Origin of the sequence: Hydrogenovibrio sp. 3SP14C1, from assembly GCF_029625905.1 — a bacterium.
Classification (GTDB): Bacteria; Pseudomonadota; Gammaproteobacteria; order Thiomicrospirales; family Thiomicrospiraceae; genus Hydrogenovibrio.
On sequence record NZ_JARTLM010000001.1, the window covers coordinates 252,254 to 273,013 of the forward strand.

General features: G+C 42.3%; 23 protein-coding genes. 13 read left to right on the plus strand and 10 right to left on the minus strand.

Annotation, left to right across the window (positions count from 1 at the left end):
* Positions 1 to 38: 38 nt before the first annotated feature.
* The gene (locus P8629_RS01160) at positions 39 to 1,922 is read right to left on the minus strand and encodes a DUF389 domain-containing protein (RefSeq protein ID WP_278163672.1); all 1,884 of its coding nucleotides are present in this window, start codon (positions 1,920 to 1,922) and stop codon (positions 39 to 41) included.
* 220 nt (positions 1,923 to 2,142) lie between these two features.
* Here P8629_RS01160 and P8629_RS01165 point away from each other — a divergent pair, with 220 nt between their 5' ends.
* The 11 genes from P8629_RS01165 to P8629_RS01215 all read left to right on the plus strand — a co-directional run bounded on the left by P8629_RS01165 (position 2,143) and on the right by P8629_RS01215 (position 10,467).
* Entirely contained in the window at positions 2,143 to 2,925 is a 783-nt protein-coding gene (locus tag P8629_RS01165) for a MipA/OmpV family protein (RefSeq protein WP_278163674.1), read from the plus strand.
* Between the two features lies 1 nt (position 2,926).
* A complete protein-coding gene (locus P8629_RS01170; RefSeq protein WP_278163676.1) occupies positions 2,927 to 3,436 on the plus strand; it encodes a hypothetical protein in 510 nt (169 codons plus the stop codon).
* Positions 3,437 to 3,497: 61 nt separating this feature from the next.
* On the plus strand, positions 3,498 to 4,697 hold the full coding sequence (locus P8629_RS01175) for a beta-ketoacyl-ACP synthase (RefSeq protein WP_278163678.1): 1,200 nt from the start codon (positions 3,498 to 3,500) through the stop codon (positions 4,695 to 4,697).
* On the plus strand, positions 4,694 to 5,473 hold the full coding sequence (locus P8629_RS01180) for a beta-ketoacyl synthase chain length factor (protein WP_278163680.1): 780 nt from the start codon (positions 4,694 to 4,696) through the stop codon (positions 5,471 to 5,473). The genes P8629_RS01175 and P8629_RS01180 overlap by 4 nt, the downstream gene beginning before the upstream one ends.
* 5 nt (positions 5,474 to 5,478) lie before the next feature.
* A complete protein-coding gene (locus P8629_RS01185; RefSeq protein WP_278163682.1) occupies positions 5,479 to 5,928 on the plus strand; it encodes a hypothetical protein in 450 nt (149 codons plus the stop codon).
* A gap of 3 nt (positions 5,929 to 5,931) precedes the next feature.
* Complete coding sequence (gene fabG, locus P8629_RS01190; RefSeq protein ID WP_278163684.1) at positions 5,932 to 6,660, plus strand: 3-oxoacyl-ACP reductase FabG; 729 nt, start codon at positions 5,932 to 5,934, stop codon at positions 6,658 to 6,660.
* A gap of 70 nt (positions 6,661 to 6,730) precedes the next feature.
* A complete protein-coding gene (locus P8629_RS01195) occupies positions 6,731 to 7,291 on the plus strand; it encodes a hypothetical protein (protein ID WP_278163686.1) in 561 nt (186 codons plus the stop codon).
* Between the two features lie 26 nt (positions 7,292 to 7,317).
* Positions 7,318 to 7,722, plus strand: a complete 405-nt coding sequence (locus P8629_RS01200) for a hypothetical protein (RefSeq protein WP_278163688.1) — start codon at positions 7,318 to 7,320, stop codon at positions 7,720 to 7,722.
* 9 nt (positions 7,723 to 7,731) lie between these two features.
* Entirely contained in the window at positions 7,732 to 8,418 is a 687-nt protein-coding gene (locus P8629_RS01205) for a YdcF family protein (protein WP_278163690.1), read from the plus strand.
* A gap of 4 nt (positions 8,419 to 8,422) precedes the next feature.
* Positions 8,423 to 9,178: a glycosyltransferase family 2 protein gene (locus P8629_RS01210; RefSeq protein ID WP_278163692.1), complete on the plus strand. Its 756-nt coding sequence runs from the start codon at positions 8,423 to 8,425 to the stop codon at positions 9,176 to 9,178.
* A 71-nt stretch (positions 9,179 to 9,249) separates the two neighbouring features.
* Complete coding sequence (locus P8629_RS01215; RefSeq protein WP_278163693.1) at positions 9,250 to 10,467, plus strand: NAD(P)/FAD-dependent oxidoreductase; 1,218 nt, start codon at positions 9,250 to 9,252, stop codon at positions 10,465 to 10,467.
* Between the two features lie 21 nt (positions 10,468 to 10,488).
* On the opposite strand, the gene P8629_RS01220 is transcribed toward P8629_RS01215, so the two are convergent.
* From P8629_RS01220 to hemF, 8 genes are all read right to left on the minus strand, one after another.
* Positions 10,489 to 12,756 (minus strand): MMPL family transporter, encoded by a 2,268-nt coding sequence (locus P8629_RS01220; protein WP_278163695.1) that lies wholly within the window; start codon positions 12,754 to 12,756, stop codon positions 10,489 to 10,491.
* Positions 12,757 to 12,784: 28 nt separating this feature from the next.
* On the minus strand, positions 12,785 to 13,384 hold the full coding sequence (locus tag P8629_RS01225) for a LolA-related protein (RefSeq protein ID WP_278163697.1): 600 nt from the start codon (positions 13,382 to 13,384) through the stop codon (positions 12,785 to 12,787).
* Between the two features lie 7 nt (positions 13,385 to 13,391).
* Positions 13,392 to 14,297, minus strand: coding sequence for an LpxL/LpxP family acyltransferase (locus tag P8629_RS01230; protein ID WP_278163698.1), 906 nt, complete (start codon positions 14,295 to 14,297; stop codon positions 13,392 to 13,394).
* Complete coding sequence (locus tag P8629_RS01235; protein WP_278163699.1) at positions 14,297 to 14,641, minus strand: hypothetical protein; 345 nt, start codon at positions 14,639 to 14,641, stop codon at positions 14,297 to 14,299. Before P8629_RS01235 ends, P8629_RS01230 begins: the two co-directional genes overlap by 1 nt.
* Positions 14,642 to 16,018, minus strand: coding sequence for an AMP-binding protein (locus P8629_RS01240; protein ID WP_278163701.1), 1,377 nt, complete (start codon positions 16,016 to 16,018; stop codon positions 14,642 to 14,644). It abuts the gene before it with no gap.
* Positions 16,019 to 16,023: 5 nt separating this feature from the next.
* On the minus strand, positions 16,024 to 16,284 hold the full coding sequence (locus P8629_RS01245) for a phosphopantetheine-binding protein (protein ID WP_278163703.1): 261 nt from the start codon (positions 16,282 to 16,284) through the stop codon (positions 16,024 to 16,026).
* 87 nt (positions 16,285 to 16,371) lie between these two features.
* Entirely contained in the window at positions 16,372 to 16,749 is a 378-nt protein-coding gene (locus P8629_RS01250) for an RNA-binding S4 domain-containing protein (protein WP_278163705.1), read from the minus strand.
* A gap of 14 nt (positions 16,750 to 16,763) precedes the next feature.
* On the minus strand, positions 16,764 to 17,735 hold the full coding sequence (gene hemF, locus P8629_RS01255; RefSeq protein WP_278163706.1) for an oxygen-dependent coproporphyrinogen oxidase: 972 nt from the start codon (positions 17,733 to 17,735) through the stop codon (positions 16,764 to 16,766).
* An 89-nt stretch (positions 17,736 to 17,824) separates the two neighbouring features.
* On the opposite strand from hemF, the gene P8629_RS01260 reads away from it, so the two are divergent.
* Positions 17,825 to 18,643 carry a M48 family metallopeptidase gene (locus P8629_RS01260; protein ID WP_278163708.1) on the plus strand — a complete coding sequence of 273 codons (819 nt, stop codon included), beginning with the start codon at positions 17,825 to 17,827 and terminating at the stop codon, positions 18,641 to 18,643.
* Here the strand turns inward: P8629_RS01260 and P8629_RS01265 are convergent.
* Positions 18,640 to 19,200, minus strand: a complete 561-nt coding sequence (locus P8629_RS01265; protein WP_278163710.1) for an L-threonylcarbamoyladenylate synthase — start codon at positions 19,198 to 19,200, stop codon at positions 18,640 to 18,642. The genes P8629_RS01260 and P8629_RS01265 overlap by 4 nt on opposite strands.
* A 160-nt stretch (positions 19,201 to 19,360) precedes the next feature.
* Between P8629_RS01265 and P8629_RS01270 the strand changes: the two genes are divergently transcribed.
* Complete coding sequence (locus P8629_RS01270; RefSeq protein WP_278163711.1) at positions 19,361 to 20,509, plus strand: polysaccharide deacetylase family protein; 1,149 nt, start codon at positions 19,361 to 19,363, stop codon at positions 20,507 to 20,509.
* Positions 20,510 to 20,760 lie beyond the last annotated feature (251 nt).

The window sequence follows — 20,760 nt, forward strand, 5'->3', positions numbered from 1 at the left end:
TAAAGCGGGTTTTTTTATGAGCTTCCAAAAGGCACAAACTACTTCTTAAGAACCGCCGTTGTCGCTTCTAGCTGAATCGACTCCCCTAACCGAGTTTCTATCTGACGTTTCACTGCATTAATTTGTTCGCTTTTCAATCCATGCTCCGATAGCAACTTAACCGACACATAAATCGGATCGTCATTTCGGATACTGACATCTTTCAGCATAACACCTTCAATGGTCAGATCTTTTAACGCCATCGCCGCACGTTGCTCCGTCACCAAACTCTTAAAAGCAAACCCTAAGGGAATACTGATGATCATCACAAAAGTTAGAGATAAAACCAACCCTTTCTTGGCCAAGTGAAATGGGCTGAATCCCATCACCAAAAAAGTGGCAGCCGCAGCCAACACGATTCCGACCAAGTTGGTCATAAACAGCAAGAAAGCGCCTGAAAACACATTCCAGTCCCACCAGCCAATCCCAATAGCCGACACCCCTAAAGGAGGGACCAAGGCTACTGCAATGGCAACCCCTGCCAAACTCTTTGCAACTTCTGACCGTGCGCTGGCATAGGCCGCAGCGATACCTGAAATAATAGCGACGCCCAAATCCAAGATGGTCGGACTTAATCGAGCACTGATTTCAGAATTTACGGTATATAACGGGGTTAATAAAGTGAGTAACGTACCAAAAAATAATGACAAGACAATACCGATGAAAAGGGTTTTCGCACTGGTGGTGACCAGGTCCCCATTTTGTCTTAACACCCCCATTGAAAGCGACACAATGGGTGACATTAAAGGCGCTAAAATCATCGCCCCGATGATCACTGGAGAAGAGTTGGCAAACAGTCCAACGGTTGCCAACAAAATCGCCAGTACCATCAAAACCAAATAGGCTTCCGATGCTTGAGCGTTTTCTTTCAAGGTCATGAAGACTTCTTTGACTTCTTCCTGGTCAGCATGGTGAATCAAAGGTAAATGTTGAGTAATCAACTCCTTTACCACTTGCCCCTTTGGAAGCCGGTCAACTCGGACTGATTCTTTCTGATCCTGGCTTTTGACTTTTTCAGGCATGGTTCCACTGAGCACTTGTAATGCATCACTTTCTACCGCCACATTAACCGTTTCTGCATTATGTGGCACACCGTCAATGCTAAAGTCCACCACGTCATTCCCGCTCACCTTCACACTTTCTGTTTTGATGTGCCCTAAATAATTTGGCAAAGAGCCTTTTGCGTATACTTTTTTTGGTAACACACGCGTTAATATAAAGTGTAGTACTTCAGAGATGCTTCGAGGCGCCAAAATCACCGCATTCAAGGTCGCTTCATCTTTTTCCGTTTCCCCAACCACCCTTTTTGTAAATTCACTGTTGCCAGGACGGTACACAATCGTGATGCCTAAAGCCGCCGTATTGACCTGGTTTTCTTTATTGGTCAAAAATTGATAAGGGAGTAAGCAGGTTTTCTTTAAATTAAACGTCAATAACGCTAAATTTTTAAACTTACACCAGAGACTTTCATCAACCAAAGCAGCAGGTTTCATGATGTCAGGATTCCCAATCATGACCGTGCCGAGAACCACTTCATGATTGCATAACATTAAATCGGCTGACGTAGCGTCCGTTACCGCCAAAATATCGTTTATCGCTTCAGATGGCTTTTGTGGAATAAAGAATGCGCGGTAAGCTCGAACCATTTCAGGGTGTGGAATAAACCCAATTTGCCATTTTTTAGCTGATGCAATGGGTAATATTTGACATAAATCTTCATCCCCCAACCAGGTTAGCACAGGGACTGAAGGAGACAAACCGTCTAAAGATTGACCATGATAAGCGACCCACTCACAAGAGTCCGGCAATAAGGGTTTAATCTCTTGTTCAAAAGCATTTGAATCGATTTTAGCGTCATATAAAACCAGGTATTTTTTGGTCACCTTTTACTCCTAGACAGTTCGCCTCTATGACTCGATTAGAGTCACTTTCTTATGCGTAAGACTTTAGCATAACTTACTTCTTTTGGTTAAACGATAAAGCCTCAGAAGCCCGTGAAAAGATTCTTTACTTTTTTATTGAATCCTTTCAAGGCATAATTAAACACATGATGATTAAATTGAGTTTTTTTGTTTTCTATGGGCGTTTCTTAGCACTTTAGCAATGGCTAAAGAAGAACAAACCTTGCCTAAATGGGAATTCGGTCTGGGTCCTTCTTTGTTATCTTACCCGGATTACCCTGGCTCAAAAGAACAAAATAATTTAATTCTTCCCTTCCCTTACATCATTTATCGCAGCCCTGACTTTACAATTAACCAACGGGAAATTAAAAAACCACTCTATGAATATCAAAATATTGAATTAGATTTAAGCCTTTCTGGAACCATTCCCGTTTCAAGCAAGGATAATGCTGCACGAGAAGGCATGGAAGATTTAGATGGCTCGGCGGGAATTGGACCCGTCATTAAATTAGCGCTATATCAAAACCAATTAAACCAAGTAAAATTTGTATGGCCTGTCCGATGGGTTCTGGCAACGGATTTTCGCTCCATCCATGAAGAAGGCTTTGTCACCTCTCCAGGGCTTTATTATTATTATCGTCAAAGCTTTGCTCATAAAAAACGGCTCAAAATCACTTTGCAAATGAATGCCAACTTCGCCACCGCCAAAAACAATAATTATTTTTATGGTGTGAAACCTAGTGAAGCCACAGCTACTCGACCTGCTTATCGTCCAACGGGAGGTTTTTCAGGGATGCTTTACGGTATGAGTTTGAACTGGCATATGGGAGACTACTGGATGGGCGCATTTTATCGATTACGCGACTTAAAAAACACCGTTTTCGAAAACAGCCCTTTAATCGAAACGACTCGATCAGAAACATTTGGCATCACCATAACCTGGAATTTTTATACCTCTGATGAAACAGTTCAAGGATTGGAATAACGTGAAAAGAACGCTTTGGTCAGCCACAGTTTTAATGACTATTTTAGCCTTACTGATTTTCTCAACTGGCTGGTTACAGGATCTTGTGCAAATCGCCTCTTTGGTCGTAATGCTGTCGGTCTACAGCTTATTTATAAGTAGCTTGTGGCCTAATAAAACGCCTTTAATCAGTCGTTATGCCATTCTGATGGAACCTGAAATCAGCGAGCAAGAACTGCGCTATACTCGAAAAGTAACCTGGGCATGGGTCCTATTATTGAGCATGCTCTTTATTGAAAAAACGGGGATTGTTTTATTCAACACTGAATGGTGGTTCTTGGGATATTATCTGAATAACTATCTGGAAGTAATATTTATGTTAGGCTCAGCTTTCCTATTTATCGGTGAACTCTACTTAAGGCGTTGGATTTTTCCAGAAAAGACACATGATTCATTAAAACAATTTTTTCAGAAAATCACTCATATTTCATTACAGGATATTTGGAAATTTAAGCGTTCAGAATTCAAATGAACTCACCACAAAACCGACCATATACTTTATAATTAGGTCATTATTTTATGAACAAATACTTATGCGCTTTCCAATCCAAATCACCGCTTCAACATTAATCTCTTCAATGGGATCTGGTATTCAAGCGCACGCGGATGCATTAAAAGCAAAACAAACTGGCTTGAAAAAAAGTGCCTCTTCGTTACCAACCAAACTGGATGTTTTTTATGGCGAAGTACAAGGCCTACCAGACATTACGCTTCCTGCGAAATTAGCACCTTATCTCTGTAGAAATCATCAGTTAGCCTGGCAAGCATTACAGACAGATGGGTTTTCTGAACAAGTACACCGCTTGTCCAAACATTACGGGGCACACCGAATTGGTATTGCACTGGGAACCAGTACATCGGGCATTCTTGAAACCGAAAAAGTGCTCGCTGAAAAAGAAAACAGCGGTATTTTTTCTAACAGCTACCATTACGAAACCACCCACCGAATGAATGCATTAGCCGATTTTTGCGCCGAAGCGCTCAATGTAACAGGTCCAAGAATGATTATTTCTACTGCCTGTTCATCCAGTGCTAAGGTGTTTGCATCTGCTTCTCGCTGGATTGATCATGGGCTGGTTGATGCGGTGATTGTGGGTGGCGTAGATACATTATGCCTAACCACAATTCATGGATTTAATGCACTCGGACTAATCAGTCAAGAGATTGTAAAACCGCTTGATCAAGCCCGAGATGGCATCAATATTGGAGAAGCGGGTGGTTTTATGTTGCTGGAAAGAGCACGTCCTCACCAGAACAACATTCAGCTGACTGGCTTCGGTGAAACCAGCGATGCCTACCACATATCAACCCCACACCCTACAGGTGAAGGGGCGCAAAAAGCCATGCAACAAGCTTTAACAATGGCCGGTTTGACGGCTGATGACATTGATTATTTAAACCTTCACGGAACAGGTACTCCGAGTAATGACTTAGCGGAATCCCAAGCTGTAGGAACGGTCTTTGCCAATCAAATGCCGCTGTTAAGCTCTACCAAAGGCTTCACAGGTCATACGCTTGGTGCCGCCGGTATTACCGAAGCCGTTTTCTGCCAAATCGCCTTACAAGAACAAATGGCATTACCAAATTTAAATCTGAAGACGCTTGACGAAAATCTGTCTTTGCACCCTGTGCAAGAACCGCAGCCTGCCAACATCCAACATTGCATGAGTAACTCCTTCGGCTTTGGTGGTAACAATGCCTCGCTTGTATTCAGCATAGGAAACCTTTCATGATTGCCTATATTGAAAGTATCGGGCTGCAAGCCCCCGGACTGGAAGGTTGGCAAAATTCTCTGCCAATTCTGCAAGGCCAAACGCCTTACGAAAGCCTACCGCTTTCAAAATATAGCCCCCAGTTTCTGCCTGCTAATGAACGCCGTAGAACCACCCCAACCATTAAGTTAGCACTCCGAACGGCTCAAGAAACGGTCCAAAACTACTCTACGGAGGATATCGCAAGCATGCCGACTTTATTTTGTTGTGTTGATGGCGATACAGAAGTTTCCGCTAAGATGACCCATGCGACTTTACAGGATGACCCGATGATCTCTCCGATTCATTTCCATAATTCCGTGCATAATGCACCGGCTGGGTATTGGATGATTGGTCAAGGCAATCAACAAGCTGCTTCTGCCATTTCGGCCGGTCAATATCAAATAGGGAACAGCCTGGTTGAAGCAATGACCCAACTCGATGAAACTCATTCAAAAGTTCTTTTGGTGGTGTATGACCTGCCCATTGACCCAATCATTGAGAGCTTCCAGCCTGATATACAGTCTTTCGGGTTTGGGTTAATCCTTACTGTCCAAAAAACGGAAAAATCGATTGCCCAGCTTAATTTAAGCTTGAACCCTGGTCGCGCTTCTTCCCCCCAAAATAATTGGTGCGGGGACAACATCGCGGCACAATTTTTACCCGCATTGAAAACCATAGCTCGGCAACAAAACGATACATTTGAATACCCTATCTCCGAAGCGCTTTATGCCACGCTTTCCATATCCACTTTGTAATGCTTATGACTGAGCCACTCTACACATTTGACGACATAAACCGATTGATTCCCCATGATGGCGATATGTGTTTATGGGACAGTGTTATCGCATTTGACGAAAGTACTATTCAGTGCAGAACCCAACGTCATTTATCGCAAACCCACCCTCTTAAGACAAAGGGGCGTTTGTCCAAACTCCATTTAATTGAATTTGGTGCGCAATCCATTGCTATTCATGGTGGTTTGTTACATCAACAAACATTAAAAATACCCAGGCCTGGCTATTTAGCCAGCCTAAAAAATATTAATTTTGGAACATTTAATGACCAAACGCTCTATATACACTGTTTTTCAAATCAAATAATGGCAGATGATCAATCTAAACTGTATCAGTTTGAGCTGACCGATTACGAACATCAACTCATTTGTTCAGGCCGTGCTTTGGTCGTTCATCCAGACACTCAAGAGGATTAAGTTATGGTCTCCCAAAAACGTGCTCTAATTACAGGTGGAAGTGGCGACATTGGTTCCGCCATTGCCAAACAACTGGCACAAGATGGCTTTGAAGTGATTATCCATGCCAATCACAATTTGTCTAAAGCCGAACAGATTGCCAATGAACTCAATGCGAATGGTGCCAAAGCTTCTGCGATTCAATTTGATGTCACCGACCCTAAACAAGTGACTCCCGTGTTAGAAAAGCTATTAGAAGAAGGCGCCATTAATGTGATTGTTAATAATGCAGGCATACACGACGATGCCGTCATGGCCGGTATGTCATCACAACAATGGCAAAAAGTCATTGATGTATCCTTAAATGGTTTTTTTCATGTCACGCAACCGTTGCTGATGCCTATGATTCGACAACGCTGGGGACGTATTATCAATATTGCGTCCATTGCCGGCGTCACGGGTAATCGTGGTCAGACAAACTATGCAGCCGCAAAAGCCGGTCTCATTGGCGCCAGTAAATCACTGGCATTAGAATTGGCTTCCCGCAAAATCACCGTCAACGTCATCGCCCCCGGCATTATTGAAAGTGAAATGACTCAAGATATTTTCCCTGAAGAAGTCATTAAGAAAACCGTTCCCATGCAACACGCCGGTCAACCTGAAGACATTGCTTATGCGGTTAGTTACTTAGCTTCTGATAAAGCCAAATACATCACCAACCAAGTTTTGAATATCAACGGTGGCATGATTTAAAAACTTAGTTATAGTACGCAAATTATTTTATAATTAGATATGCGTATTATTTAACTCTAAAAGGAACACTATGACTAAGCTAAAAATCAGTTTTATGATGATCATTCTGTCAGCCTTGGCAGCTTGTGGTGGCACAAATACAGTTCAACCTTCTTCAACTGCAAAGTTGCCTATTGATTCAAAAATTCAAAACATGTCTATCAGCAAAATAATCAAAGTCAAACAAGGTCCTATGGTCAGTCAATCAGCCCTTGTAGAATGCCAATTGCCTTCCCAGTTTCCACAATTACTTAAACAAAAAGCGGCTGATGATAACATCAACGTCACGCTTGTTGATCAACTTAATAAAGATGCAAAAGGCTATCAACTGGCAGCCGAATTTACACAAATCATGAGTGCGGGCAATGCCTTTATTGGTCATCGTAAATACTCTCAAATTCATTTAACATTGTATAAAGATGGTAAAAAATTGTCGGAATCAGATTTAGGCAGATACTCAGGCGGAGGTATGTTTGCCGGATTCAAAGGTTCATGCTCTGTTTTGAGACGAACGGTTGAAGCCAATGCTCAAGATGCTGTGGTTTGGTTAAATTCTCCAGTTGATGGCGCTAAAATGGGTGACATGAATTAATTATCTACTCTAAGAAAGGAGCAAAAATGTTAACGCTTATCTCTAAAAAGAGCCTCTTGGCGGCTATTGTCATGTTCAGTATCGTCTTATCTGCATGCGGACGTACAGCACCTGTTAAAGACCTCGAATCTCAACCTGTACCAACGAACATTACGTCGGCCGATAAAGTCAAAAAAGCGATTAAACTTGCTGGCGTAAGCTTAGGTTGGATTATCACAGAAAATGGCTCCAATAAATTAAGAGGGGTTTTGAATCTTCGTTCGCACCAAGCGGTCATTTCAATTCCTTATTCAACGAAAGAATACAGTTTAATTTATCAATCTAGTGTCAACTTAGACTATGATGCTACTGAAAAGACCATTCACAACAACTATAACGGCTGGATTCAAAACCTGAACAATAACATCCAAGTCCAATTAAGCGGAATGTAAAGATACAGTATGCGCTTAACTTCCAGCGCAGCGCAGCAAAAGATCGATAAAGATGGTTTATTAACACTGTCCTTGTCGATCTTTTTTATTGGGATCAGCCTAGGGCTTTCATGGCTTTATGTAACAAGGCAGACTTACTTAACGGCTAAAAAAGCCTCGTCAATAAGCGCTTCTAAGAGTCCTCTTATTGTTTTTGGAAAACAATTAACCGAAAACCAAATCGACACGGATTACCAGCTCAGGCTAGACCGAACTTTGGTCTTAATCGAACAGGTCCCTACAGATTCAATTATCTTGTTAGGCGGTATTACCCATGACAATCAAATTTCTGAATCTGAGGCCGGTCAAAGCTATCTTTTACGACAACACCCAGACCTGTCAAACCGGATTATTATAGAAAAGGCATCCCAGAATACGTTAGAAAATCTTCGACATGCGAAACAATATTTACTCGCTCGACAGCAGACTTTAGATGTCCGATTGGTTTCTAACCGTTATCATCTTCACCGATGCAAACGCATAGCGACAGAAATGGGGTTTAACACTGAGATCATAGCGGCTGAAACCAACTTCGTTTTCTCTTGGCAGAATGGTTACAAAATCGTTATAGAAGGATTTTTTTATCACTGGTATCATACAGGCGCTTTCATCAGCCGCCTTTTTAACAACCAAAGAATGCTTTCAAAGATAAAATAATTATATGATGCCCACTCAATTCGCCATTCTCATTCCTGCTTATAATGAAGCCACCACCATATCGGGTGTTATTGAAGCATCTTTACAATTTACCCCTCATGTTATTGTGGTCAATGATGCATCACAAGATGACACCTCCAGCGTTGTTAAGCAGACCCCCGCACTCTTGCTGGAACATTCGGTTAACAAAGGAAAGGCGAGCGCACTATTAACTGGGTTTCAAAAAGCCATTGAACTTGATGTGGACTATGTCATCACCTTGGACGGGGATGGTCAGCATAACCCAAAAAACATTCCTTTATTGATGAATGCTTTTGACAAGAACCCTGGTCAGCTCATTATCGCCGCCCGATTAAAAAACCGTGATAATGCGCCGAAAGCAAGACTCTTGGCCAACAAAATTGCAGATTTTTGGGTCGGCTGGGCTGCATCTTGCCCTATCTCAGACAGTCAATCAGGCTTTCGTCTTTATCCAACCGGCTTATTAAAAAAGCTCAAACCCCACTCAACCAATCCTTCTGGCTTTGTTTTTGAAAGCGAAGTTTTGATTGATGCAGCTGCAAATGGATATCAATTTATTTTTGTACCGATTGCTTCTTGCTATCCAGACATACGACGCGCCAGTCATTTCCGACCTGGGTTCGATATTTCTCAAATCACCATTATGGTTGCTAAAAAACTGCTAAAAAAAGGGTTGAATCTACCAGGCCTAGTGAAATCTCTTATCCAGAAACCCATTATTTTTAAAGAAGCTAAATGACATGAAACAAAACTGGCACCCACTAGATTTAATAAACTTATCATTTTCGCTTCATTCAAAAGGAAAATTGCTTGAAATTTTGTGATGTCTTTATCATTGGTGGCGGGCCGGCCGGTTCTATTGCTGCTGCAAAGCTCGTTCAATCGGGCCTTACGGTAAAGCTGGTAGAGCGCCAAGTTTTTCCTCGTTTCGTTATAGGTGAATCTTTACTGCCCCGTTGCAATCAGTTATTGGCCGAAGCCAATTTACTCGATGCAATACAACAAGCCAATTTTCAGGTCAAAGGCGGGGTCGCGTTTGAGACCAAACAGAATTTTGAAATTTTTCATTTTGAAAATAACCTAGGAGAGCCTTTCAACAGTTCTTTCCAGGTCAAAAGGGAAACTTTTGATCATGAATTATTGAAAGAAGCCGAACGTATGGGGACGGATGTTGAATTTGAATCCGAAGTCATTGCTTATGATGCTGAAAAGAATATCGTCACTGTTAAGACAAAAACAGGGGATATCAAAACCTATCAAGCCAAAAAAGTCATCGATGCGTCCGGCTACGGGCGCGTTTTACCCCGACTGCTTAACCTTGAAGCCAAACCAAAGCTGGCGCTAAGACGAGCCACCTTTTGCCGTGTCAAACACGATATCCGCCCTACCGATGGCACAGAAGGTTATATTTACGTCGATATTCATGGTAACAATGATGCCTGGATCTGGAACATTCCTTTTAACGATGGCATCACCTCGGTCGGCATTGTCTGTACCGAGGAATATTTTCAATCGTTCAACATGACGGATACTGAATTCTGGGATTATATTATTGCAACCAATTCCTCTGCCCAAAAACGGTATGTGAACGCTACGAAAGTCAACGAGGTCGGTTCACTCAGTGGATATTCTGCAGCCGTTAAAAAACTGTCTGGTAATCACTTCGTTTTGGTTGGTAACGCCTCTGAATTTCTTGATCCTGTGTTTAGCTCTGGTGTCACTTTGGCGCTTGAATCCGGTGCCTTAGCGGCGGACTTAACGTTAAAAGAGCTACAAGGTAACAAGGTGGACTGGCAAACAGAGTATGAAGATTACATGATGCGCGGCATTAATGTATTCCGAGAGTTTGTAGAGTCTTGGTATGATGGGCGTTTACAAACCATTTTCTTTACCGAAGAAAAAGACGAAAAAATTAAGCAAGCCATCACATCGGTACTCAGCGGTTATGTTTGGAATGAAAAGAACTTTTTTGTTAAAAACCCTGCTCAAGCGGTCAGTACATTGGTTGCAATGATAGAAGCGCGTTAACGGGTATTACAACGAATTCGTTCATACACGATTTTGCAACCGCGTTAAACCATAGATCCACAAGACGCCAATGACTAACGTTTGCCCAATCGCTATGAGAATAGGGATTTCGGTGAGCAATAAAAACCCAAATGATAAAACTGTCGTCAATAACGCAATATTAACTGAATGCAAACTGTTATTGAGATCACGAGCGCGATGGCCAAACAGGCTATAATCGAGGCCAATGGCGATGACTAACAGGCTCGCCAGTAAATGAAAAATCGTCACTTGTTGACCCAGCACGATCAGCGTGACCAGCGTCAAAGAAACCCCCGTGACAACCGGCATTAAAATCTGCCAGGCCTGGCTAATATTGCGCCTTTGAACACTTAAAAACACCCAAAAGACCAATAATAAAACTGCAATCACCCACAACAATTGGTGCCTAAGTTCACTGACCAAGTCCGCCACTAAGTGGCGTTGGTTGAAATACAATAATGAATGGGGTTGAGCCCACTGCGCTATCGCAGCGGTATCCGTTACACCTTGTAATAGAATTTTACCCGTCACTCCTTTTTCACTTTCTGAAACCAGTAATGGCAATAAAGCTTGTTGCCAATCCAAAGCTAAAGGCTTGAAGGTATCTAACGTCAACGGCTCTAAGGATTGACTACGGCTAATTTCTTCTAAGAATCCACCAAAATACTTCAACTTCAATGGAGTATCAGTTTGTTGCAACACATTGATGACTGCCTGTTTCTCCGGTAGCGCTTGTTGGCGCTTTTTTTGCAAAGCTTGGCTCGGTAACCAGTTTGCTAATGTCAAAGTTCCCGAGACCATTCCCTGTTTTCGTAATTCAGCCAAAGATAGCTGCAAGGCCTCTTGTTGCTGTAATAAAGCTTCTATCGAGCCAGCCTGTATCACTAAAAATTGTGACGCTTCCGTTTGCTGAAACTGTTGTCTCAAGGCACCATCTTGCTGTAATAACTTAGGAGGAACGGGGCTTAGATTGGCAAGATCATCCTGCCAAGCAATTGGTTTCATCCATAACACCCAGCCGATTAAAAACATCAAAGGCAACCAAAGCTTCCATTCAAACTTCGCTGTAGATTCGATTGCTTTTGTTGAATTCGGTGTAATATCGACCAAAGCCACGCTCGGTTCTCTCTGGTGTAATTGCCATAAAATCAACCGGGTCATTAACAACGCAATCAAAATCCCCATACTGGCAAACACGCCCATCTGTTGAATCCCTTTTATGTCCAAAAACAATAAACATAAAAAACCAACCAGACTGGTGATGCCTCCCAAACGGATAATAGGCCAGGCATCCATCCCGAATAAACGATTTTTACGGTAAGCCGCAAAAGCATGAATCGGATAATCCACTGTAACACCGATTAACACGACACCCAATGCGAGCGTTAACGCCTCGACCGAACCAAAAATAACATTGACAGTTACGGTTGAAATCAAGGTTGCTGCCACTAACGGTATAAAACTTAATAACACCCAATAAACGTTACGAAATGCCCAGAGCAAGAAGCCCAATATAAACAATGTAGCCAATACCGACAGCCATTTTATCTCCTGCTGTATCTCTTTTTTGGCCTGCTGTCCAATCCAGGCGGCATTAGACAGTTTTAGCACCACCTGCTGAGCTTGGTCATTCCCTAGCAAGTCGCTGATCTTTTCAGACAGAACTGTTTTTATCGTTTCCAGTCCTTGCATTTGATGCCCAGGTTTAAACGTCATCAGCATTAAAAGGCTGTGCGTTTTATCTGAAGAGTTTGTAGACACCCAAATACCATTATGAGAAGAAGGTGATCCTTGAATGTGTGATTGACCGAGATAACCTCCCCATTGTTGAGAAGGGTCAGATAAGGCAGCAGATTTATCCAGCACCACACCTAATTGCCAAGCCTGCCATAACGTTTCAATGTTTTCCGGCAAGGCTTCAAGCTCAAAGTCCGACAATAAATAACGATACCCTCTTAGCGGAGCTTTGTTCCATTTAGCCAAAGAAGGAGACTGATTTTGGACAGATTCAATGGCTGTTTCTGTGAGTAAGGATGCGCGTAAATCTTCACTAAAACGCGTCATCTTAGAAATTTCCATTTGTTTTGGTAACCGAATGGAAACCATTAAGGGCGAGGTGCGCGCTTGATCCGATAATGAGTTTTTGAGTGTCTGCAATAACACAGCTTGGTCTGAAGTAGTTGCAGAAGGAAAGAAAGCCGTTAGTTGGTTTTGTATTGTCAGCTTGGGCAGTCCAAACAGCGCAACCCCTGCCAAAATTAAAAGCATCCAAACGGATCGCCATGCTAAAAATCGTTTAATCATCATATATCAATTCAAATTCGCGCCAATCACCACTCGCAAATTCCAGTCGAATAGTGTCCACTTGATTTCGTTGTGCAGCCCAACGACCTGTAACCACTAAATGATTTGCCACCCATGGCATGGCTTTTTTAGGCAAATAACTTAGCTGCCAAGCATGCTCAGATAAAGCGCTAAAAGAAACATTATACTGAGACTCAACAGTTTTAGGGTCACCATAAAGTAATGCCTTTATCGGTCGTAAAAACTGGGACAACTCTGGCAGTTGGTTCAACGAAATTTGCATATTTCGGCTTGGAAAATTGATGGTTACTATCTGGTTATTTAACGACAAGCTTCCTTGAATCGGTCGCAGGTATTGAAGGGTAAACCCTTGAGATTGAGCAGCTTTAAACTCGCCTTCATAATGAGATTTGATCTCAAGCAACGCATCATAACGAACTTCTTTAAAAGCTTGATGTGGCAAAGGTTTTGGCCAGGCCTGGTAGATTTTTTCTTTTGACATGCCCAGTTGGGCATTGGCTGTCGTTTGCCAAATGACCCAACTGAATATCACAAAAGAGATAAACCATTTACCGTTGATAAACCGTTTCATTTTGAGATCACTTGTGTTCATCGGAATCGGGTTTATCAACCCAGTAATGATAAAAATTAAACCAATTGTAAGGCGATAAACGACACTGTTCCGCTACTTTATCCATATAGCACTGGGCCATTTCTTGCAAAGAGGCTGTTTCATCAAATTGAAGCTGTTCGCCAACAACATAATAATGGTTTCCCCCTTCAAACCGACTGAAAAAAACCATCACTGGAATTTTAAACCGCTTAGCGAGCTTAAACCCGGAAATAGGAATTCTCATTTCATCATCAAAAAATCGAACCGATACGGTTGCTTCTTGCCCAACAGGGCGATCTTTTAAGATCGCAACCGATTGACCAGATTCAATCGTCTCATGAATATCAAAAATAGTTTGCATGCCATTATAAGGAATGACGGCTGTTTTAAAGTTCGGGTTGAGCTCATTCAAAAGCTTAACTAATGCTTCATTCTGATCCACCTTTAAAACGACCTTGATTTGAATATTATGCACGTCGGAAGACAAGGCGCGAATGGCATCCAAACTCCCAAAATGCGCACCAAAGTATAATTGGGCAGGATTTTCCCGCATTGAAGCATACCACTCTTCCAGGTTGTTATAACGCACCTTAAAAGCGCTTGTTCTTCCGGTCAGAAAATACACCCGATCCAAAATCGTGATCGCGAACCATAAAAAATGGCGGTAGACATCAACAAACCTCGCAGGACGTCCAAGCGCCTGATTCAAGTAATGACGGGACGCCATTTTTTGTTGGCGTGAAATCAATAAATAAAACAATACAATCGGATGCAACAAAGGCTTAATTAACCAGCGTGGGAACATTAAAGCCAGCCCACGCATCAGTTTTAACCAAAAACTTGAGGTGCGCTCTTTTTGAGCCGTCCATTCCAATTGGGGATTGGAAGACATTACAGGCTACCTTCTTCATTTTTTCTTGCCAGCACAAACTGACCCGTTGCACACACAATATCCTGCTCCAAAGTTACTCTCCATTTTGCTTTTATCGTTATATTATCCGCTCCAGGAAGAATCTCTATCACCAAAGCAATACGTTGCTCTGGTAACACCAAGTGAGTGAATTTTGCTTGAGTAAGTTTAATGATTTCATAAGCCTGGAAAGCTTCTTGTAGCTGTTGCTCAACCTGTTCTAATAAAACAACGCCAGGCACCACTGGATGCCCAGGAAAGTGCCCCGGTAATGCGGGATGCTCCTTTGAGATCATAAACGTGCTGGATAATACGCTCTTTTCCACTTAAGACCCTTTGCTCATCAGTTTTTTTACTGCCTGATACTGTACCTTTCCTAAAGCATTGCGAGGAATTTTTGTAACAAACCGAATCGGCCTTGGTAAAAAAACCGGGTCTAATGATTTTGAAAGCGCCTGTTTGATTTGCTGAGTGGTTAAGTCTGACACCACCAATGCTTGTAAACGCTCACCATCATCATCCACCCAAAAAACACCATCTTTCACGCCATCAACCCCCAAAAGATGATGGTTCAAGTTCATTAAAGAGCTTCTTTTTCCAGCCACTTTTATTAAGTCCGACCGACGCCCTAGCAACTTGAAAGAGCTCTTATCCGACAATGACTCTACTTCGTCCTGTAAAGGATAGCTTTTTGACAAAGACGGAAGATGCACTTCGCAGAAGTGTGACTCTTCTTCAATCAACAACTGATTTCCATCATACAAAGACCAATCATCAGATTGCAATGTTTCACGTGAAGCAATTGAAGCTGTTTCAGTACAGCCGTACACCTCAAATATCTTTGCCTGCATCTGTGATTGAATTGTTTCCGCCAGCTCATGATTTAAAGGTGCCGTGGCAGAAATAACCATCAAATCAGAAACTTTCCAATCCAGCTCAAACTGCGTTAACTTTTTTAGGTGTAACGGCGTCGAGATCAAGACAGGACAATGAATTGACTGTGCCAACACCGATTTAATATCTTCTGCAAAAATCGGGCGGCCAGCCCAAATAGACGCTTTTGAGAACAACGGCCAGAAAATCGTGGTTTCCAATCCAAACATATGTTGACTTGGTACCGTTGCCACAAAACATTTTGGCTGCATCAGTTCAAATCGTTTAATCGCTTGTAAAGCTAACAACATCATTTCTTGCCAGGTTTTAACAACCCGCTTGGGCTTTCCCGTTGAGCCTGAAGTAAATAACCAGATCGGCGCTACTAACGCCTTTTCAAACGCTGAACACAGAAGGGCCTCTTCCACTAAAGGCTTGGCATACAAAGGCGTGAAATCAATAGATTTAAAACGCAATGCCTCATGTCCTTCCAAAGAGGCATATTGCCCCTGCTCCACTGCTAAAAACACCGATCCCGCTGTTTCAGAAACTGCGCTATGAAACAATTGTGTTAGCGTATTTTCTGCTGTATCGGGTGGCAAGATACTCACGCCATCTTTCATAGCGACAGCAAGCAACATCACTAAAAAAGAATCTCTTTGTGTATAAAGATTAAAAACGATTGGTTTTGAAGGAAGGGCAAGGCTTAAATAATATGCTGCCGACAAGATTTGTGGCCGTGTCAAAGTATGATGCTCTAAAACCATAAAAGGGTCGCTTGATAGCAACCCTTTTATCGTCGAATCAATCGATTGTGCCGAGCTGGACACCTTTCTCAGGCCTGTTTATTGGTTTGTACGAAGTCAGATAATGACGCAACGGAAGCAAAGATATTCCCAATATTTTGATCACCAGATTTTATTTTAATACCATAACGCTTATTCAATTCTAAAGAAATTTCTAATGCATCAATCGAATCTAACCCGAGACCATCATTAAAAATCGGTTCATTCACATCGATTTCATCAACTGAAATATCTTCAAGATTGACAGCTTCAATAATCATCTCCGCAATTTCTTTTTGTTCAGGTGTCATTGTTAATTCCTAATTGTATCGTCTTATTATTTGTAATAATTGCGCAGATTATATCAGCCATAAAAAATCTATGGTTAAAAAAGACGCTTACTCCTCTCCAAAAGACAACTGTTCAATCTTTCGACGATCTCGCTTGGTTGGACGACCCGCTCCCTTTTCACGATAACCTGCTAAAGCTAATAACGGGGAGGGCACTTTTTGATTTAAAAGCTCAACATCCAATCGATAAAGCATTTCAGCCGCTTCCGCAGAACCGCGCTTGTCAGAAACACCAATCACTGTCACTTCGACTTTTCGGTGTGGTTGGGTAATTTTCAGCTTATCCCCTTCACAGACTTGCTTGCTCGGCTTTGGTTTAGACCCATTCAGGTCAACCTTTCCGCCTTTCACAGCCTCTAATGCCACGCCGCGTGTTTTAAAAAAACGTGCGGCCCACAACCATTTATCAATACGGACTTTATCCATTCAAACTTTCCTATTTAAAGCCTATTAAAGTCCTCTAACCAATCCCTTGGAGAAAGATAGTCATACAGCTTTGCCTCTTCAGTGCCCGGCTCTGGATGATAATCATATTTCCAAGTTGCTAATGGTGGCATCGACATTAAGATGGATTCTGTTCGCCCGCCTGTTTGTAACCCAAATATCGTGCCACGGTCAAAAGCCAAATTAAATTCAGCATAGCGCCCTCGACGATATAACTGAAAGTCTCTTTGGCGCTCTCCATAATCTATATTTTTACGGCGCGCAACGATAGGTCGATACGCTTTAATAAAGTGGTCTCCAACCGATTGCATAAAAGCAAAACATTTGTCAAAGTCCCAACCAAACGTGCTGTCATTCAAATCATCATAGAATAATCCGCCTACACCGCGAGTTTCATTGCGATGCTTTAAGAAGAAATATTCGTCACACCACTTTTTATATTTTTCATACACCTCTTCACCAAAAGGGTCACAAGCCTCTTTGGATGTCAGATGCCAATGAAGAATATCCTGATCAAAAGGATAATAAGGCGTTAAATCAAACCCGCCCCCAAACCACCAGACGGGTTCTTCACCTTCTTTTTCTGCAATAAATAAACGCACATTGGCATGCGATGTCGGCACATAAGGGTTATGAGGATGAATCACCAAAGAAACTCCGAGCGCTTGAAAAGAACGACCCGCTAACTCAGGACGGTGCGCAGTGGCAGAAGCAGGTAAGGTTTTACCTCGAACATGCGAAAAGTTCACACCCCCTTTTTCAATGATGTCGCCGCCTTCCAACACTCGACTTCGGCCACCCCCTGTTAACCCCATCACGCCTTCATCTGGTTCTCTGTCCCATGCATCCACGATAAACTCTTTTGAACCATCTTCTTCGGCAAGTTGCTGACAGATATCATCCTGTAACCCGAGTAAATAATTTTTTACCTTTTCGACATTAACGGTATCTTGAGTATGATCAGACATAGAATTTCCTTCGTTTATTTAACTTGTATTTTATAGAAAAACCTTTATAACTTCTTTAAAATATTCTTATCATATCTGAGAGAAATGCCATGCAATTCAAATCCTTTTTACTCCCCGCTGTAGTCTGTATCAGTGCCCTTGGTCTATTAAGTTGTAGTGGCGTAACAACCAAAAAAGGAACGGTCGGTGTCGAACGCCAGCAGATGCTCTTAGTTTCCGAAGCTGAAATGCAGCAAGGGGCTAAAGAAGCTTATGGTCAGATTTTGGCGGAAGCGAAAAAGAACAAAACGCTCAACACCGATCCTGTGATGGTAAAGCGCATCAGAACGGTCGCTGATCAGCTCATTCCCCAGACCAAAATTTTTCGAGAGGATGCGCCTAATTGGAATTGGGAAGTGAACTTATTAAAATCTGAACAGCTTAACGCCTGGTGTATGCCTGGGGGTAAAATTGCGTTTTATACCGGCATTATTGTTGAACTCAAACTGACCGATGCAGAAATTGCTGCCATTATGGGGCACGAAATTTCTCATGCTCTAAGAGAGCATGGTCGTGAGCGTGCCTCTCAAGCCTTAGTCAGCCAAGTAGGCTTAACGGCTTTGAGTATCATCACCGGAATGGAAGGCGCGGCAATGGATGCCAGCAGCATGGTGGTGCAAACCACGTTTTTACTGCCAAACAGTCGAACGCATGAAACCGAAGCTGACCGAATGGGTGTTGAGCTTGCCGCTAGAGCAGGTTATGACCCTTATGCCGCCGTCAGTGTCTGGAAAAAAATGGCCAAGATCTCAAAAGATGCGCCACCTGAATTCTTAAGCACTCACCCTTCTAACGAGACGCGAATTGAAGACTTGAAACGATACGCCAAAAAAGTAGAACCCTTATATCAAAAAGCAAAGAAACCTTAACGAAGGCGGGTTTGCGTTTGTGCATCCCAAATTTGAGAGGGCGAAGAAATGCCCATCAGGTTTCCTTGCATAATAGACAGCTCTGGAAAAGCATGACAGCAGTCTGCGATGGTTGTGATCGGGTCTTTTCCACTCAGATTAGCACTGGTTGAAACAATCGGAAACCCCAATTGGTCACATAAAGCGATCACATCAGGGTGTTGGGTGATACGTACCGCGACGGTTTTTCTGCCACCGGTAATCCAATCCGGTACTTTTTCTGTCGCCGGCAAGACCCAGCTCACTGGCTGATTCAGCACCTGCCAACTGGCTAATACTCTTTCTGTCCAAGGCTGATCATGCAGTGCCACAAAAGGTTCAATTTGTGCGATGCTCGAGGCAATTAAAATCACCCCTTTTTCTAAAGGGCGCTGTTTTACCAAAAGCAATTGCTGAAAAGCTGCCTCATTGAATGGGTCACACCCCAACCCATACACTGCTTCAGTCGGATACGCTAACACCCCACCTTCAGCAATCAAATTGGCAGCCGCTTTACTGTCTAAAATGGGACAATTCACACAATCAATCCTTAAAAAAATGAAATGACATTTTAGCAAAATTGAATCTATCACACCCAAAAATGACCAGACCTGGCTATTTTTAGGTGGGGGATGGGTTTTCACTTAAAATCTTGTACAATCTATCTCATAATCAGATAATTATTACTGGATGAACACAATGCCAATGACACAAAAATTAAGCTCATTTATAAAGGTCAAAACCATTTTATTTTTGAGCGGTATCGTCATAATCGCTTTCATATTGTCGTTTTTCTTTTTCTGGCCTTCCAGCGCGACGTCTTTTTCTTCAAAACAGCCTGATACAACGCAAGCACCAACTGAATTTTCAAACAGTGCGGTCATTTTAATTTACCACCACTTCGGGAAAGATGAACTTCCAAGTACCAATATACGTTTAGCGCAATTTGATGCTCAGCTTGACTATTTGGAGCAAAACCACTTTAACGTCTGGTCTTTGTCTCAGTTGGTGACAGCATTGAAAAATCAGTCACCTATTCCCAATAAAACCGTGGTTTTTACCATTGATGATGCTTGGAAAAGTGTGTACACCGAAGCTTTTCCACGGTTTAAAAAACGAGGGTGGCCCATGACCGTTTTTGTGAATAGCGATGCGATCGATAAGGGCTACCAATCCAATATGACCTGGGATCAAATGCAAGAAATGCAACAATATGGCGCAGAGTTCGCCAACCATGCCAAAACCCATAATAAACTGGTTCAAAAGCCGAACGAATCGGATGATGCCTGGCAAAAACGGGTCTCTCAAGAAATTAAGATCGCGCAACAACGGCTTCAAGCTGAACTTGGTGAATCAACCAACCAAGCCAAACTCCTTTCTTATCCTTACGGGGAATATTCTGAATCCTTGGCAAACCTTATTCGCCAAATGGGGTATGTCGGGATTGCACAAAATTCAGGTGCGGTGGGGCACCAATCAGACTTAAGAGCACTCATGCGTTTTCCAATGAGTGAAGCTTATGCAGATATGGAATCCTTTAAATTAAAAGTCAACACTCAAGTTTTTCCGGTCAAAAAAATCACACCTTTTGACCCAATCGTGACTGAAAACCCGCCCAAACTGGTATTAGAATTTGATACGCCGCCTCAAAACAAAATCCAATGTTTTAACCAACATGGTGACCCCTTATTGCTTAATTGGATTACTGAAACCAAATTAGAAGTTATCAGTGATGAAGCTTTAGAACCGCCTCGCAGTCGCTATGCCTGTACCCAAATAATGTCCAACGACAAGTGGCAATGGATGAGTCACAGTTGGGTCATTCCTGCTTCAAGCACGGTTGATTAATCCAATACGCCGCTGTTAGAAACCCCTGGGAACTGACTGCAACGAACCGCATTACTCAGTCCATATCTGGCCATCGTTTTGACTTGCCCATTGGTTTTATAACTATTGAATCCGCCGAAAAAATGATTGTTAAGCTTAGAAAATATCAGCGCTTTTGTATCAAAAAATAAGTTTAAAAAATAAAGGGTCTGAATCCTTTTACAGTAAAGGCTTTGCCTATTTTTTCAAAAACTTAAGTTCAAAAATCATAA

Excerpts from the sequence above, each read along its gene's own strand:
- P8629_RS01200 (WP_278163688.1), top strand. The coding sequence starts at position 7,318 with ATGTTAACGCTTATCTCTAAAAAGAGCCTCTTGGCGGCTATTGTCATG.
- P8629_RS01225 (WP_278163697.1), bottom strand. The coding sequence starts at position 13,384 with ATGAAACGGTTTATCAACGGTAAATGGTTTATCTCTTTTGTGATATTC.
- P8629_RS01230 (WP_278163698.1), bottom strand. The coding sequence starts at position 14,297 with ATGTCTTCCAATCCCCAATTGGAATGGACGGCTCAAAAAGAGCGCACC.
- P8629_RS01185 (WP_278163682.1), top strand. The coding sequence starts at position 5,479 with ATGACTGAGCCACTCTACACATTTGACGACATAAACCGATTGATTCCC.
- P8629_RS01250 (WP_278163705.1), bottom strand. The coding sequence starts at position 16,749 with ATGGATAAAGTCCGTATTGATAAATGGTTGTGGGCCGCACGTTTTTTT.
- P8629_RS01220 (WP_278163695.1), bottom strand. The coding sequence starts at position 12,756 with ATGCTTTTAATTTTGGCAGGGGTTGCGCTGTTTGGACTGCCCAAGCTG.
- P8629_RS01205 (WP_278163690.1), top strand. The coding sequence starts at position 7,732 with ATGCGCTTAACTTCCAGCGCAGCGCAGCAAAAGATCGATAAAGATGGT.
- P8629_RS01175 (WP_278163678.1), top strand. The coding sequence starts at position 3,498 with ATGCGCTTTCCAATCCAAATCACCGCTTCAACATTAATCTCTTCAATG.
- fabG (WP_278163684.1), top strand. The coding sequence starts at position 5,932 with ATGGTCTCCCAAAAACGTGCTCTAATTACAGGTGGAAGTGGCGACATT.
- P8629_RS01270 (WP_278163711.1), top strand. The coding sequence starts at position 19,361 with ATGCCAATGACACAAAAATTAAGCTCATTTATAAAGGTCAAAACCATT.
- P8629_RS01195 (WP_278163686.1), top strand. The coding sequence starts at position 6,731 with ATGACTAAGCTAAAAATCAGTTTTATGATGATCATTCTGTCAGCCTTG.
- hemF (WP_278163706.1), bottom strand. The coding sequence starts at position 17,735 with ATGTCTGATCATACTCAAGATACCGTTAATGTCGAAAAGGTAAAAAAT.
- P8629_RS01165 (WP_278163674.1), top strand. The coding sequence starts at position 2,143 with ATGGCTAAAGAAGAACAAACCTTGCCTAAATGGGAATTCGGTCTGGGT.
- P8629_RS01260 (WP_278163708.1), top strand. The coding sequence starts at position 17,825 with ATGCAATTCAAATCCTTTTTACTCCCCGCTGTAGTCTGTATCAGTGCC.
- P8629_RS01180 (WP_278163680.1), top strand. The coding sequence starts at position 4,694 with ATGATTGCCTATATTGAAAGTATCGGGCTGCAAGCCCCCGGACTGGAA.
- P8629_RS01210 (WP_278163692.1), top strand. The coding sequence starts at position 8,423 with ATGATGCCCACTCAATTCGCCATTCTCATTCCTGCTTATAATGAAGCC.
- P8629_RS01245 (WP_278163703.1), bottom strand. The coding sequence starts at position 16,284 with ATGACACCTGAACAAAAAGAAATTGCGGAGATGATTATTGAAGCTGTC.